This window comes from Enterobacter sp. MGH120, assembly GCF_001037725.1.
Taxonomy (GTDB): domain Bacteria; phylum Pseudomonadota; class Gammaproteobacteria; order Enterobacterales; family Enterobacteriaceae; genus Enterobacter; species Enterobacter hormaechei_C.
Map to the genome: position 1 here is coordinate 4,280,708 of NZ_KQ089940.1, position 14,202 is coordinate 4,294,909.

General features: G+C 55.8%; 13 protein-coding genes. 6 read left to right on the plus strand and 7 right to left on the minus strand.

Going from position 1 to position 14,202, the window contains the following annotated elements; all coding sequences use genetic code 11:
- Window positions 1-1,086, plus strand: a 1,086-nt coding sequence (locus SK54_RS22780; RefSeq protein ID WP_048247981.1) for an autotransporter family protein, incomplete at its 5' end; no start/stop codon positions are given.
- 48 nt (window positions 1,087-1,134) lie between these two features.
- On the opposite strand, the gene SK54_RS19945 is transcribed toward SK54_RS22780, so the two are convergent.
- From SK54_RS19945 to SK54_RS19965, 5 genes are all read right to left on the minus strand, one after another.
- On the minus strand, window positions 1,135-1,368 hold the full coding sequence (locus tag SK54_RS19945; RefSeq protein WP_015572646.1) for a YgdI/YgdR family lipoprotein: 234 nt from the start codon (window positions 1,366-1,368) through the stop codon (window positions 1,135-1,137).
- A 140-nt stretch (window positions 1,369-1,508) separates the two neighbouring features.
- Complete coding sequence (gene carB / locus SK54_RS19950; protein WP_045333725.1) at window positions 1,509-4,733, minus strand: carbamoyl-phosphate synthase large subunit; 3,225 nt, start codon at window positions 4,731-4,733, stop codon at window positions 1,509-1,511.
- 18 nt (window positions 4,734-4,751) lie between these two features.
- On the minus strand, window positions 4,752-5,900 hold the full coding sequence (carA, locus tag SK54_RS19955; protein ID WP_023295905.1) for a glutamine-hydrolyzing carbamoyl-phosphate synthase small subunit: 1,149 nt from the start codon (window positions 5,898-5,900) through the stop codon (window positions 4,752-4,754).
- A 454-nt stretch (window positions 5,901-6,354) separates the two neighbouring features.
- Window positions 6,355-7,176 (minus strand): 4-hydroxy-tetrahydrodipicolinate reductase, encoded by an 822-nt coding sequence (gene dapB, locus SK54_RS19960; RefSeq protein WP_015572643.1) that lies wholly within the window; start codon window positions 7,174-7,176, stop codon window positions 6,355-6,357.
- Window positions 7,177-7,308: 132 nt separating this feature from the next.
- On the minus strand, window positions 7,309-8,316 hold the full coding sequence (locus SK54_RS19965; protein WP_017694536.1) for a LacI family DNA-binding transcriptional regulator: 1,008 nt from the start codon (window positions 8,314-8,316) through the stop codon (window positions 7,309-7,311).
- A gap of 187 nt (window positions 8,317-8,503) precedes the next feature.
- Here SK54_RS19965 and SK54_RS19970 point away from each other — a divergent pair, with 187 nt between their 5' ends.
- Genes SK54_RS19970 through SK54_RS19990 form a run of 5 tightly spaced genes read left to right on the plus strand, consistent with a single transcriptional unit; the run spans window position 8,504 to window position 12,808 of the window.
- Window positions 8,504-10,246, plus strand: a complete 1,743-nt coding sequence (locus tag SK54_RS19970) for a class I mannose-6-phosphate isomerase (RefSeq protein ID WP_017383811.1) — start codon at window positions 8,504-8,506, stop codon at window positions 10,244-10,246.
- A gap of 2 nt (window positions 10,247-10,248) precedes the next feature.
- Complete coding sequence (locus SK54_RS19975) at window positions 10,249-10,677, plus strand: PTS sugar transporter subunit IIA (RefSeq protein WP_017383812.1); 429 nt, start codon at window positions 10,249-10,251, stop codon at window positions 10,675-10,677.
- A gap of 10 nt (window positions 10,678-10,687) precedes the next feature.
- On the plus strand, window positions 10,688-11,182 hold the full coding sequence (locus tag SK54_RS19980) for a PTS sugar transporter subunit IIB (protein ID WP_015572639.1): 495 nt from the start codon (window positions 10,688-10,690) through the stop codon (window positions 11,180-11,182).
- Between the two features lie 10 nt (window positions 11,183-11,192).
- Window positions 11,193-11,990 carry a PTS mannose/fructose/sorbose/N-acetylgalactosamine transporter subunit IIC gene (locus SK54_RS19985; protein WP_032620888.1) on the plus strand — a complete coding sequence of 266 codons (798 nt, stop codon included), beginning with the start codon at window positions 11,193-11,195 and terminating at the stop codon, window positions 11,988-11,990.
- Entirely contained in the window at window positions 11,990-12,808 is an 819-nt protein-coding gene (locus SK54_RS19990) for a PTS system mannose/fructose/sorbose family transporter subunit IID (protein ID WP_015572637.1), read from the plus strand. Before SK54_RS19985 ends, SK54_RS19990 begins: the two co-directional genes overlap by 1 nt.
- Before the next feature lie 27 nt (window positions 12,809-12,835).
- On the opposite strand, the gene SK54_RS19995 is transcribed toward SK54_RS19990, so the two are convergent.
- Both SK54_RS19995 and SK54_RS20000 read right to left on the minus strand, forming a co-directional pair.
- Window positions 12,836-13,606 (minus strand): glucose-6-phosphate isomerase family protein, encoded by a 771-nt coding sequence (locus SK54_RS19995; RefSeq protein WP_015572636.1) that lies wholly within the window; start codon window positions 13,604-13,606, stop codon window positions 12,836-12,838.
- Complete coding sequence (locus SK54_RS20000; protein ID WP_017383813.1) at window positions 13,599-14,153, minus strand: glucose-6-phosphate isomerase family protein; 555 nt, start codon at window positions 14,151-14,153, stop codon at window positions 13,599-13,601. The genes SK54_RS19995 and SK54_RS20000 overlap by 8 nt, the downstream gene beginning before the upstream one ends.
- Window positions 14,154-14,202 lie beyond the last annotated feature (49 nt).

A 14,202-nucleotide genomic window follows, 5' to 3' on the forward strand; every position in this document is an offset into this window, starting at 1 on the left:
ACCGACAACGGCGGCAACACCGACAACGGCGGCAATACCGACAACGGCGGTAACACCGATAACGGCGGCAACACCGACAACGGCGGCAACACCGATAACGGCGGCAGCACCGATAACGGCGGCAACACTGACAACGGCGGTAACAATGCTCCGGAAGTCATGGCACCTGAAGTGGGTGCTTACTTAGGTAACTACCTTGCCGCACAGAGCATGTTCCTGCATAAGCGTGACGATCGCGACCAGATCACCTTCCGCAATGAAGACGACCTGAACACCTGGATGTACGTTAAGGGTCGCTATCACGAGAACGATGCGGGTGGCGATAAAGTCAGCTACGACACCACCACCACCGTACTGCAAGTCGGCAGCGATTTCATGAGCAAGCCAATGGATAACGGTATCCTGCGTGCTGGCGGGATGTTCGGTGCAGGCCAGGCGAAGACCCACTCTGATGCGAAGCACAACGTACGTGACGCACAGGGTAAGGTTGATGGCTTCAATGTTGGGCTGTACGCCACCTGGCAGGAAGATCAGAAATTACGTCTGGGCAGCTACGTTGATACCTGGGCCGCTTACAGCTGGTACAACAACAACGTCACCAGCAATCGCAACGATGAAGACTACGATAGTGAAGGTTTCGCCGCGTCTGTTGAAGTCGGCCACGCGTGGATAATCCAGTCTGAAAATGAACGCACCTGGAAGATCGAGCCGCAGGCGCAGGTGATCTACAGCTATCTCGATCAGGAAAATCATACCGATCGCGACGGCGTACGCGTCACTACCCTGGACAATGACAGCGTCTTTGGTCGTCTCGGCGTTAAAGCTAGCTACTTCCAGCAGAAGGACGTCAAGGCCTGGCAGCCGTACGTTGCGGTTAACTGGTTGAAAGGTGCTGGTCAAAACGATCTGGCATTCAACGACGAGACCGTCAGCAACGATACGCCGGAAGATCGTGGTCAGTTAGAGTTGGGCTTAACCGGCAACCTGAACGAAACCACGACGATCTCCCTGCGTGCCAGCGGCGAGTGGGGTGAAAACAGCTATGCCGCCTACGGCGGTCATATTTTGTTAAACCATCGCTGGTAATCGATCATCCTGAAGCAAAAAAGCAGTGGCATGTGCCACTGCTTTTTTTTAGTTATCCAGCTCGCCCATTGATTTAACCTGGTCACGGTTAATCTGTTCAGTTTGACCGGTTTCGGCGTTTTTGTACGATACCAGACCGGTATCGTCATCCACCTGCGGTTTCCCGTCAGTAACAATCGTTTTGCCATCGGTGGTTTTTACGGCCTGATTGGACGAACAGCCCACCACGGTGAACATTGCGGTGGCAGCCAGAACGGAAGCGATCAGTAGTTTATTTTGCATGGTGTTTTCCCTTGCTCTCAGTTGAATTTTCGTTATCGACCTAACTATTTTAGGCTAACTGACTGAAAGCGGATGAAAAACCAGAAGGTTCTTAAGATGGGAAAATTGCCCGGTAACCGGATGGCACCGGGCAATGTGTGTTACTTGCTAATCTGAGCGTGCATTTCCTGCACCGAAATCACCTTCTCGGTGGCATCCGCATTCAGCGCCATGGCCGTCGCGAAACCGCCGTTCAGGGTGGTGTCGTAATGCACTTTGTACTGGAGCGCGCTGCGGCGAATCAGTTTGGAGTCTTCAATCGCCTGGCGACCTGCGGTGGTGTTAATGATGTAGGTGTACTCGCCATTCTTAATGCGGTCCTGAATGTGCGGACGACCTTCATGCACTTTGTTCACCAGACGCGGGTTGATACCCGCTTCACCCAACACAATCGCCGTACCGTGAGTGGCGTCCAGCTCGAAGCCCTGTTTCAGCAGCTTGGCAGCCAGGTCAACCACGCGCTCTTTATCGCCTTCGCGAACGGAGAGCAGCGCACGGCCAGATTTTCTCATGGTGGAGCTACTGCCCAGCTGCGCTTTCGCAAACGCTTCTGCGAAGGTACGGCCAACGCCCATCACTTCCCCGGTAGAGCGCATCTCTGGCCCTAACAGCGGGTCAACGCCCGGGAATTTGTTGAACGGCAGTACCACCTCTTTCACCGAGTAGTAAGGCGGGATAATTTCTTTCGTGACGCCCTGCTGAGCCAGCGTCTGGCCAGCCATCACGCGCGCCGCCACTTTCGCCAGCGGAATACCGGTCGCTTTGGAGACGAACGGTACGGTACGCGCCGCACGCGGGTTGACTTCAATCAGATAGACTTCGTTGTCTTTTACCGCGAACTGAACGTTCATCAGGCCGCGGACCTGGAGTTCGAAGGCCAGCTTCTGCACCTGCTGGCGCATCACGTCCTGAATCTCCTGGCTCAGGGTGTACGCTGGCAGAGAACAGGCGGAGTCACCGGAGTGCACGCCCGCCTGCTCGATGTGCTCCATGATGCCGCCAATCAGCACCCTTTCGCCGTCGCAGACGGCATCCACGTCGACTTCAACCGCGTCGTCGAGGAAGCGGTCGAGCAGCACTGGCGCATCGTTGGAAACGCTCACCGCCGTCTGGAAGTAGCGACGCAGGTCCGCTTCGTCGTAGACGATTTCCATCGCGCGGCCGCCCAGTACGTAGGATGGACGCACCACCAGCGGGTAGCCGATCTCTTTCGCTTTCTCAACGGCCATTTCAATTGCGGTCACGGTGGCGTTCGCCGGCTGTTTCAGTTTGAGACGGTCAACCGCCTGCTGGAAACGCTCGCGGTCTTCCGCACGGTCAATCGCATCCGGGCTGGTGCCGATAACCGGCACACCTGCTGCTTCCAGCGCGCGCGCCAGCTTCAGCGGAGTCTGGCCGCCATACTGCACGATCACGCCTTTTGGCTTCTCGATGCGCACGATTTCCAGCACGTCTTCCAGGGTGACCGGCTCGAAGTAGAGGCGGTCGGAAGTGTCGTAGTCGGTCGAGACGGTTTCCGGGTTACAGTTGACCATAATGGTCTCGTAACCGTCTTCGCGCAGCGCCAGTGAGGCGTGTACGCAGCAGTAGTCAAACTCGATGCCCTGGCCGATACGGTTTGGACCGCCGCCCAGCACCATAATCTTGTCGCGGTCGACGGACGGGTTCGCTTCGCACTCCTCTTCATAGGTGGAGTACATGTATGCGGTATCGGTCGAGAATTCAGCCGCACAGGTGTCCACGCGCTTGTAGACCGGGTGCAGGTCGTACTGGTCGCGCAGCTTGCGGATTTCCGCTTCACGCACGCCCGCCAGCTTAGCCAGACGCGCATCGGCGAAGCCTTTACGCTTCAGCATGCGCAGGAAGTCTGCGTCCAGGCCGTTGATGCCCAGCTCCGCCACTTTCTCTTCCAGGCGCACCAGCTCTTCAATCTGCACCAGGAACCAGCGGTCAATGTTAGTCAGGTTAAATACGCCGTCGACGGACAGGCCCGCGCGGAAGGCATCGGCGATGTACCAGATACGCTCTGCGCCCGCGTCTTTCAGCTCGCGGCGGATTTTGGTCAGCGCTTCCGGGTCGTCCAGGCTGACTTTCGGGTCAAAGCCGGTCGCGCCCACTTCCAGGCCGCGCAGTGCTTTTTGCAGGGATTCCTGCTGCGTGCGGCCAATCGCCATGACTTCACCAACGGATTTCATCTGGGTAGTCAGACGGTCGTTGGCACCGACGAATTTCTCGAAGTTAAAGCGTGGAATTTTGGTCACAACGTAGTCGATGGACGGTTCGAAGGACGCTGGCGTGCGGCCGCCGGTGATATCGTTCATCAGCTCGTCAAGGGTGTAACCCACCGCCAGTTTCGCCGCCACTTTCGCAATCGGGAAGCCGGTGGCTTTGGAGGCCAGTGCGGAGGAACGGGACACGCGCGGGTTCATTTCGATAACAATCAGACGGCCGGTTTTCGGGTTCACCGAGAACTGCACGTTAGAGCCGCCGGTTTCCACGCCGATTTCACGTAGTACCGCCATCGAGGCGTTACGCATGATTTGGTACTCTTTGTCGGTCAGCGTCTGAGCTGGCGCAACGGTGATGGAGTCGCCGGTGTGGATCCCCATCGCGTCGAAGTTTTCGATGGAGCAGACGATGATGCAGTTGTCGTTTTTATCACGCACCACTTCCATCTCGTACTCTTTCCAGCCAATCAGCGATTCATCAATCAGCAACTCTTTGGTTGGGGAGAGATCCAGGCCGCGCTCGCAAATTTCTTCAAACTCTTCGCGGTTGTAGGCAATACCGCCGCCGGTGCCGCCCATGGTGAAGGAAGGACGGATGATGCACGGATAACCCACTTCAGCCGCAACGGCCAGCGCTTCTTCCATATTGTGCGCGATACCGGAACGTGCGGTATCAAGGCCAATTTTTTTCATTGCCACGTCGAAGCGGCGACGGTCTTCTGCTTTATCAATCGCGTCGGCGGTCGCACCGATCATGGTCACGCCGAACTCTTCCAGCACGCCCTGACGCTCCAGCTCCAGCGCACAGTTCAGCGCCGTCTGGCCGCCCATGGTCGGCAGCACCGCGTCCGGACGCTCTTTCTCGATAATTTTGCGTACCACTTCCCAGTGAATCGGCTCGATGTAGGTCGCATCCGCCATTTCCGGGTCGGTCATGATGGTGGCCGGGTTAGAGTTTACCAGGATGACACGGTAACCCTCTTCACGCAGGGCTTTACACGCCTGCGCGCCGGAGTAGTCGAATTCGCAGGCCTGGCCGATGACAATCGGGCCAGCGCCAAGGATCAGGATGCTTTTTATGTCTGTACGTTTTGGCATGGTCTTCTCAGCTCCTGATTATTTAGCGGTCTTACGGTATTGCTCGATAAGTTCGATGAAGTGATCGAACAGCGGCGCGGCATCGTGTGGGCCCGGGCTGGCTTCAGGGTGGCCCTGGAAGCTGAACGCAGGCTTATCGGTGCGATGGATACCCTGCAAGGTACCATCGAACAGTGACTTATGCGTCACGCGCAGGTTAGCTGGCATCGTCGCTTCATCCACAGCGAAGCCGTGGTTCTGCGCGGTGATCATCACCGTGTTGTTGTCGATATCTTTCACCGGGTGGTTACCACCGTGGTGGCCAAACTTCATCTTGACGGTGTTCGCTCCGCTCGCCAGCGCCAGCAGCTGATGGCCGAGACAGATGCCGAATACCGGGATATCGGTTTCAAGGAAGGACTTGATGGCGTCGATAGCGTAGTCGCACGGCGCCGGGTCGCCAGGACCGTTAGAGAGGAAGATGCCGTCCGGGTTCATCTTCAGAACATCTTCAGCAGAGGTTTTCGCCGGAACCACCGTCAGGCGGCAGCCACGGTCAACCAGCATACGCAGGATGTTGCGCTTGGCGCCAAAATCGTAGGCCACCACGTGGAACGGCAGCTCGCTTTCCGGTTTCGCTTCCGGCAGGTCGCCTTCCAGCGTCCAGCTTCCCTGCGTCCAGCTGTAGGCTTCAGCGGTGGTCACTTCTTTCGCCAGGTCCATACCGTTCAGTCCCGGGAAGGCTTTCGCTTTTTCCAGCGCCAGCGTCGCATCGAGGTTATCCCCTGCGATGATACAACCGTTTTGTGCACCCTTCTCGCGCAGCAGACGCGTCAGCTTACGGGTATCGATATCGGCAATCGCCACAATGTTGTGGCGCTTCAGGTAAGAAGAGAGGTCTTCGGTGTTGCGGAAGTTGCTGGCAATCAGCGGCAGGTCGCGAATGACCAGGCCTTGCGCATGTACCTGAGAGGATTCTTCGTCAGCCGCATTGGTGCCGACATTGCCGATATGAGGATAAGTAAGAGTAACGATTTGGCGAGAATAGGAAGGATCAGTGAGGATTTCTTGATAACCGGTCATTGAAGTATTGAAAACGACTTCCCCAACCGCCGAACCCGTTGCCCCTATGGCCCGACCGATAAACTGGGTTCCGTCTTCCAGAACCAATAGCGCTGACTTAATCAAAACACCCTCCAGAGAATATTCACTCACTTTATTTGCATATTAATTCATAACCATGTCATGGATCAATGCAAATGTGTTGCCAGCGGATTTTTGGCAAACGGCGGCATTCTGGGGATTTGCCATGTAAAAGTCAACTTAAAACGGGAGTTTTGTATATTCTTTTGCAAGCCTGGAGGTCTGAACTCAGATTAAGCGGCAAAAAGATCAACTAAATCACTGTGGAAACCGCTTGCGTATGCAGTTTAATAGAAAGAAACGTCTTGCAGGAATAAAAAGTGGACCAAATGGTCAAAATTTACAGTTCAACAACAGAAATTATCGAGAAAACACTTACTTTAAATCAGTTAGACACAATAAACACCCCAAACAGACAAAATAAAAGGGCAATAAAATATTGCCCTATGCAATCAATTAATTACGACTGCAATAACCACATCACGAAGGGTAATAATGCTTACAAATTGTTGAGTTCGAGGACATCTCGCATATCAAAAAGACCATTACGCTTACCTTTCAGCCACAATGCCGAACGTACCGCCCCGTTTGCAAATGTCATGCGGCTGGATGCTTTATGAGTGATTTCGATCCTTTCGCCAATATCGGCGAACATAGCGGTATGTTCACCGACGATATCACCCGCGCGAACGGTGGCAAACCCAATGGTGCCAGGCACGCGCTCGCCAGTGTGGCCTTCGCGAGAATAGACCGCGATGTCTTTCAAATCTTTATCCATTGCACACGCAATCGCTTCGCCCATTGCCAGCGCCGTGCCTGACGGAGCATCGACTTTGTGGCGATGGTGCGCTTCGACGATTTCAATGTCGGTGTATTCGCCCATCACCTTCGCCGCCTTCTCCAGCAGTTTCAGCATGACGTTTACCCCCACGCTAAAGTTTGCCGCAAAGACAATCGCAATCTCAGTGGACGCATCCTGAATGGCTTGCTTACCGACCTCGTCAAAACCGGTGGTGCCAATCACCATCCCTTTACCGTGCTGACGGCAAAACGCCAGGTGAGCCAACGTGCCTTCAGGGCGGGTAAAATCGATAAACACGTCAAAGTCTTCTTTCACCGCCTCAAGGCTGCTCTGCACGGTAACGCCCGTCTGACCTGCGCCTGCCAGCTCGCCTGCATCGGCTCCCAAAAGCGATGAACCTTCACGCTCCAGCGCCGCGCCAAGCGCCACGCCATCCATCTGTAGTGCCGCCTGAATCAGCTGACGGCCCATACGTCCGCCCGCGCCCGCAATGGCGACGCGGATCTGTGCATCATGCATAGTTATTCTCTTACGTTAAAATGATGTAAATCGTTTTCAGATTAACCAGCCTTTGCACAGGCTGCCACAGAAAACGCCGATAATTAGAATTTAATGATAAACAGGGTGAGATATCAGTGAAAGACATGATCGTCAGCGAAAACCACATGATTCCCGCACCACCAGCGCAGGCGGCAGAATGATTCGTTTGGCGGGTTCGTCGTTGCCCTGTATGCGGCTGTAAAGTAACTCCCCTGCCTTACGACCAATCTCTTTCGCCGCCACCGATACGGTGGTCAATGCGGGCTGCACCAGAGCCGCTTCGGTAATATCATCGAAACCGACCAGCGCAAAATCACATCCCGGCTCACGGCCCATCTTGCGTAAGCTTTGCATCACCCCCAGCGCCACAACATCCTGATAGCAAATTGCCGCACTGATGTGTGGATGCTCGAGAAGTAACGCCTCTGCCACGCGCGCGCCGTCGCTTTGGCTGGCGTGAGAGGTTCTGATCCAGGCAGGATTCGGCGTCACGCCGTATTCCAGCAGCTTGCTGGTAAAGCCCCCGATACGCTGCGCCCGAGAGCCCGAATTCTGACTCCCTCCAATGAACGCAATGTGCCGATGGCCCATTCTGAGCAGATGCTCCGTCGCCATCTGCGTGCCTAAGAAGTTATCCGTTCCGACAAAATCAAAATCCGGATCGTTCAGCGGGCGCACAACCATGATAGCCGGAATATTGCGCCGCTTCAGACCCTCAAAAAAGGCCTGGGGCGTTTCCCGAGCCGCACACAGCACCATACCGCCGACGTTATTACGCATCAGTGAATCAACAAATTTTTGCTGTCGCTCTGCCGATTCCTCGCTATTCGCCAGAAAAAGCATCAGCTCGTGGCGCTCCATTTCATGACTTAGCCCTGCCGTCATCTCGCTATAAAAAGGGTTGGTGATATCGTGCAAGAGCAGCCCGACCTGGTTACTGCTGCGGTTACGTAAATTGGCTGCCGTCTGGTTATAGACATAGCCGGATTCATCCAGCGCCTTAAGCACACGTTCGCGCGTGCTTTGCGAAATGCGGCCTTTGTTGCAGAGCACCATCGAGACCGTCGCCGTTGACACGCCGGCGCGTTTCGCGACATCGGCCAGTGTAATTCCCGTCATGTTGTCTCCTTCATCATCACTACAGGTTAATCGAATAACCTGTTTTTTGCATTTTTCCCTGTGAGACTCTTCACATTACCGCTGTTGTTCTGGATTCGATTCGCATTTATGGCGGGTTAATCGCGTTAACCACTCTTCTCAAATACGGTTAATCGAATAACCTTAAATAACGATTACGGAGGATACAATGACAACCTACGACAAATTCCCCACGGTGGCGATACAGGGTTTTGATGACAGCGCCTGGCAAGGCTGGGAAGCAATAACCCGCGTTCTTGAGTCAAAAACCCAACAGCGCAGCCGCACGGTGCTGGTGATTGACTGCTATCCGGGCGTGCGCATGACCGAGCTTGAAGAGAACGTGCTGCCGCGTCTACGCCCGACGCTGGCGATCAATGCTGAACAGGCGCGACGGGATGAGTGTGCCATTCATGAGATGCTGGCACGCAACCTCACAGACGATCGCGTCTTTGGCGTTCTCTCCTGCCACCAGCTTGGAGAGTTTTTCGATCCCGCGCGTCTGGAGGCGTTGCAGGTTCAGGTGAACCAGTGTTCCGGGGGGCTGATTGTGATCTACGGACCCGGTGCGACGCTTGTCCATCCGGGTGATGTGCTGGTGTATGCCGATCTGCCGCGCTGGGAGATCCAGCAGCGTATGCGCCGGGGTGAGACTGGGAACTGGGGCGCAGATAATCAGCAGGAAGATATGCTTCGTCGCTACAAGCGCGCCTTTTTTGTCGAATGGCGCGTCTTCGATCGCCACAAAACACCGCTGCTCAGGCGCACCGATTTTTTACTGGATACAACCCAGACGAACCAGCCCGCGATGGTCAGCGGCGAGGCCCTGCGAGCCGGGCTGAAGCAAACTACCACCCAGCCTTTCCGCGTGGCGCCCTTTTTCGATCCTGGCGTCTGGGGCGGCCAGTGGATGAAACAGCAATTCGATCTCGATCCCTCTGCACCCAATTACGCGTGGTGTTTTGACTGCGTGCCCGAGGAGAACAGCCTGTTACTGCGTTTTGGCGCAGTGCGGATCGAGATCCCCTCTCAGGATCTGGTTTTGCTTGAGCCCCGTGCTCTGCTGGGCGAGAAAGTTCACGCACGTTTCGGCGCGGAATTCCCGATCCGTTTTGACTTCCTCGACACCATGGGTGGCCAGAATCTGAGCTTCCAGGTCCACCCCATTACCGAGTACATCCAGCAACAGTTTGGGATGCACTATACCCAGGATGAGAGTTATTACATTCTGGAAGCGGAGCCGGGTGCCGTCGTCTATCTGGGGACCAAAACCGGCACAGACCCTGAGGCCATGATGGACGATCTCAGGCGCGCGGGTCGCGGTGAAAAACCGTTTGATGACGACCGCTTCGTTAATCAGATCCCGGCAAAAAAGCACGATCATTTCCTGATCCCGGCTGGGACGGTGCACTGCTCCGGCGCGGGAACCATGGTGCTGGAGATCAGCGCTACGCCGTATATTTTCACCTTCAAACTGTGGGACTGGGGCCGCCTGGGCCTAGACGGGCTGCCGCGCCCGGTACACCTGGAGCACGGTGAAAAGGTGATCGACTGGCAGCGCGACGCGCAGTGGGTTCATCAGCATCTGGTGAATCAGTTCGAACCTGTCGCGGAAGGAAACGGCTGGCGTGAAGAGCGTACTGGCCTGCACGAGCGTGAATTTATCGAAACCCGCCGCCACTGGTTTAGCGAACCCGTTTTGCACCACACCGGCGGCGGCGTGAACGTGCTGAATCTGGTAGAGGGCGACGAAGCAATTGTCGACAGCCCAACCGGTGCATTTGAGCCGTTTACCGTCCATTACGCCGAAACCTTCATCATTCCGGCAAGCGTAGGTGACTATCGCATTTCACCTTCAGCCCGTGCTTCCGGACACCCCCTCGCGACTATCAAAGCCTGGGTAAGGAGCTAACGATGATTCATTTTATTGTCGCCACTCATGGGCCGTTAGCCGCCGCGCTGCTGGAGAGCGGCCGGATGGTATACGGCGAGCTCCCCGGCGTACACGCCATTTGTCTGACCGAACAGGCGGGAATAGAGGGCTTCCGGCAGGATTTCATCTCCACACTGGAAGCGGCAAGCGTCAACGCTGACGGCGTGCTGGTGCTGTGCGACATGCAAAGCGGCACGCCGTGGAACGTGGCCTGTGAGGCCGCGTTTAACCCACATACGCAGCCGCCGGTCGCCGTGGTGGCTGGAGTCAACTTCCCGATGCTGCTGCAAACCGATGAGGTGATGATGGCTCGCGATGTTCATCAGGCTGCCGGGCAGCTTATCGAACTTACTCTGCCGACGCTGGTACAGGCGAAACCGGCAGATACTGCACAGACAGACGATTTTTAAGGAGCCGCATATGAGTATTTCTTTTGTACGCATTGACGATCGCGTGATCCACGGGCAGCTCATTACACGCTGGGCCAGGGAGCTGCCCTGCGACGGCATCGTTGCCATTGACGATGCCGTTGCGGCCGATCCGCTGTTATCGTCGGTCATGAAAGGAGCCGTATCAGATACTAAAGTGTGGCTGTTCGATACGGCAACCGCGATCGAAAAACTGCCAAAAGTGATTGCCAGCGAAAAGCGCTATTTCGTGATTGGCAAATCTCCACTCACGCTACAGCGCATTGAGCAGGCGGGCATTAGCCTGAAAAACAGCAATGGAAAAATTAACGTGGGCCCGATGAGCGCCCGGGCTAACACGATCACCATCGGCCCGAATCAATCGGTAACCCAGGATGAAGCGGCGGCGTTCGAGTGGCTGACCGGGCAGGGACACGCGATTGAATTCCGCCTGGTTCCTGATGCCAGTTTTTATACCTGGCAGGATGCCAGACAAAAGCTGAAATAAGGAGCAGATCATGATTATCGAAGCGGCTTTAATTGGCCTGCTGTGTTATCTGGGCGCACTCAGTAGTCCGTGGCTTTTAGGGCTGACGGGCGGCTGGTATCTCATCTCCCGACCGCTCATTTCCGGGATGCTGGTTGGCCTGATCCTGGGCGATATCAAAACCGGGATTATGATTGGCGTAGCGGTGCAGGCGGTGTATATCGCAATGGTGACACCCGGCGGCTCGATGCCAGCAGATTTAAACTTTGTGGCTTATCCGGCCATTGCGCTGGGAATACTTTCCGGCAAAGGACCTGAGGTTGCCGTCGCGCTGGCGGCGACTATTGGGATCGCCGGAACCATTCTCTTCAATGCGATGATGGTGCTGAACTCCTTCTGGAACCATCGTGCGGATGTGGCGCTGGAGAACGGCGACGAGCACGGGATCTACCTCAACAGCGCCATCTGGCCGCAGGCGATGAATTTTGTGCTGCGCTTTGTGCCTACCTTTATCGCCGTCTTTTTTGGCGCACAGTACATTAGCGGGTTTATGGACAGCCTGCCGCACATCGTCCTCTCCACCATGAATGTGCTGGGCGGCATCTTGCCCGCCGTCGGTATTGCCATCCTGCTTAAGCAGATCATCAAAAGCTATACCATGCTTATCTACTTTCTGGTGGGCTTCGTCTGCATCGTTTTCCTGAAACTCAATATGGTCGCGCTGGTGATCGTGGGCGCCCTGCTGGCACTGATTCATTACAACTATAAACCCGAGGCACCGCAGGCCGTGGCTTCAGCACCTGTCCCTGACGACGAGGATGAATTCTGATGGAAGAACGTAAACTCACCCGCAAGGATCTGCGCCGCTGCTGGCGAGCGTGGATGATGCACAACCTCTCCTCAATGAGCTTTGAACGCCTTGAATCCTTCGGCTTTTGCCTGAGCATGCTGCCGGTCGCAAAAAAGCTCTATCCCGACCCGGTACAACGTACCGAGATGCTGCGCCGTCACGCGTCGTTCTACAACACGGAGCCACAGATTGGCGCGATCGTTAACGGTATGGCGCTGGGGCTGGAGGAGAAAAAAGCCAACGGCGAGCCGATTGACGGTGAAACCATAAATACCCTGAAGGTAGGCTTGATGGGGCCAATTGCCGGGATCGGCGATTCGATGATCCCCGGCATGCTGATCCCGATCCTGCTTAGCATTGGGATGGCGCTGGCGGCAGGCGGAAATATCCTCGGTCCACTGTTTTATACCGTTGCCTGGCTGGCCATCATTATCCCTGGCTCCTGGTTCCTGTTTCTCAAAGGCTACCAGATGGGATCAGGCTCCGTGGAGATGCTGGTCAGCAGCAAATCTACCCGGCTACGGGAAGCGCTCTCGCTACTGGGCGTATTTGTCATGGGCGGCGTGGCGGCCAGCTACGTGAAGCTCGGCACCGGGCTGGAGTTCATCACCCGGGACGGGGTTAACATTCACGTTCAGCAGATGCTGGACGGTATTTTCCCGCAGCTGCTTCCGCTGGCGGTGGTGCTGGGGACCTGGTATCTGATGGCAAAACGCGGCGTGTCGCCGGTAAAAGCCATGATATTGCTGCTTATACTGGCAGCGCTTGGCGTGGCGTCCGGTTTGTTTGCAGGATAAGAAAACCGGGGCAATGCCCCGGCTTCTTTATGGATGGAAGTTATTCCACAGTTCTGCGACTTTATCCGGACGCGAAATAAACTGGAACCGTGCGGGGTCATCAATAAACTGCTGATAAACAGGCGCATCAGTAATGCCAAATTCCGGATAACTTCTCGGCGTAATCATCTGCAAGCGCCCTGGTCTGTAGTGACTGTTATGCTGCCAGACAATATGATTACCCTGAACTAAGGGATACCAGGCCAGACCTTTTCGCGCACGAACGGCCTCATACTCAAAGCCATATTCCCGATCGCACCACGCACCAAACGTCAGCGGCTCATTGGGCGAGGCCGAAATCGTCGCATGGCCCCATCCGGGAGGGACCAGTACCTTTTCACCCGGCCCCGCGAGTACCGCAAAACAACGTCCCGGATCGTCGTCCACATACTCCTGCATGTAGATAATCGCTTTACCCTGCCAGATTTCGTACAGCTCAGGGGGCGACCATCCGCTGTGCTGGCTAATACGGTGAACATGTCCCTGGCTGCGGACCGGCTCATCGCCAAGCGTGCCTGCCGCGTAGGTGACCACACCAAAAAGCAGCATGCGTTTTTCGAGCTCCGGCCTGTCCGCCAGACGCGCCACGTCCATCGCGATGGCATATACCTGTTCAGGCCCTTCGCAGTCCGGATTGCGCAGCGACGGGCGGATCTGATCCAGCGTTCTGATCTCCGGCATCGGCCCGGTAACATCCTCTCCGTAGCAAAAACCGAGCGGCTGACGGGTGATGGTCATATCAAGGCCATAGTTAGCCATGGCGCACCTCGTAACCTTCCCCAGAGGCAAAGATCCGCAGGGTGAAGCCCTCTGCCAGCGCCGCATAGTCGTGTCCCGCAATGCTCGGCCAGACGGCAAGGGAGGATAGCGTCTCGTTGCCAGTGTTAATCAAACGATGCGCTGTAAAAGGAGGAATAATATGCACGGAGCCAGCCGTCACCTGCTCAAGCCGCGCGTCGCCCGCCTCCGTTTGCAGCAGCAACAAGCCACATCCGCGCAGGCCAAAATAGACCTCGCCCTGTTCGCGGCGCTGATGAAAATGACCGCGAGTCATAAAGAACTCATCGCCCACGTTACCCGCACGCAGGTGAGTTACCCCAACGAAGAGTGCCCCTTCCCCTACGGGCGAGCCCAGTACGTCTACGTCATACACACTTTTTTGAGGATTGCCGCACTTCCACGCCTCGCCGTCTGCGAAGATCCCAGGAAGATCCGCAAGACGAGTCGTTTTGCGGATAAGCGGCCCGCCGGCTAGCGCGCCGGTAGCCCACGTCAACTGAGGTGGCAAAAAGATGTCTGAATTCATATCGCTCTCCGGCCCGAGGAGAACAGCAATATCATGATGGCAGATTAAA

Excerpts from the sequence above, each read along its gene's own strand:
- SK54_RS19945 (WP_015572646.1), bottom strand. The coding sequence starts at position 1,368 with ATGCAAAATAAACTACTGATCGCTTCCGTTCTGGCTGCCACCGCAATG.
- carB (WP_045333725.1), bottom strand. The coding sequence starts at position 4,733 with ATGCCAAAACGTACAGACATAAAAAGCATCCTGATCCTTGGCGCTGGC.
- dapB (WP_015572643.1), bottom strand. The coding sequence starts at position 7,176 with ATGCATGATGCACAGATCCGCGTCGCCATTGCGGGCGCGGGCGGACGT.
- SK54_RS19965 (WP_017694536.1), bottom strand. The coding sequence starts at position 8,316 with ATGACGGGAATTACACTGGCCGATGTCGCGAAACGCGCCGGCGTGTCA.
- SK54_RS19970 (WP_017383811.1), top strand. The coding sequence starts at position 8,504 with ATGACAACCTACGACAAATTCCCCACGGTGGCGATACAGGGTTTTGAT.
- SK54_RS19975 (WP_017383812.1), top strand. The coding sequence starts at position 10,249 with ATGATTCATTTTATTGTCGCCACTCATGGGCCGTTAGCCGCCGCGCTG.
- SK54_RS19980 (WP_015572639.1), top strand. The coding sequence starts at position 10,688 with ATGAGTATTTCTTTTGTACGCATTGACGATCGCGTGATCCACGGGCAG.
- SK54_RS19985 (WP_032620888.1), top strand. The coding sequence starts at position 11,193 with ATGATTATCGAAGCGGCTTTAATTGGCCTGCTGTGTTATCTGGGCGCA.
- SK54_RS19990 (WP_015572637.1), top strand. The coding sequence starts at position 11,990 with ATGGAAGAACGTAAACTCACCCGCAAGGATCTGCGCCGCTGCTGGCGA.
- SK54_RS19995 (WP_015572636.1), bottom strand. The coding sequence starts at position 13,606 with ATGGCTAACTATGGCCTTGATATGACCATCACCCGTCAGCCGCTCGGT.
- SK54_RS20000 (WP_017383813.1), bottom strand. The coding sequence starts at position 14,153 with ATGAATTCAGACATCTTTTTGCCACCTCAGTTGACGTGGGCTACCGGC.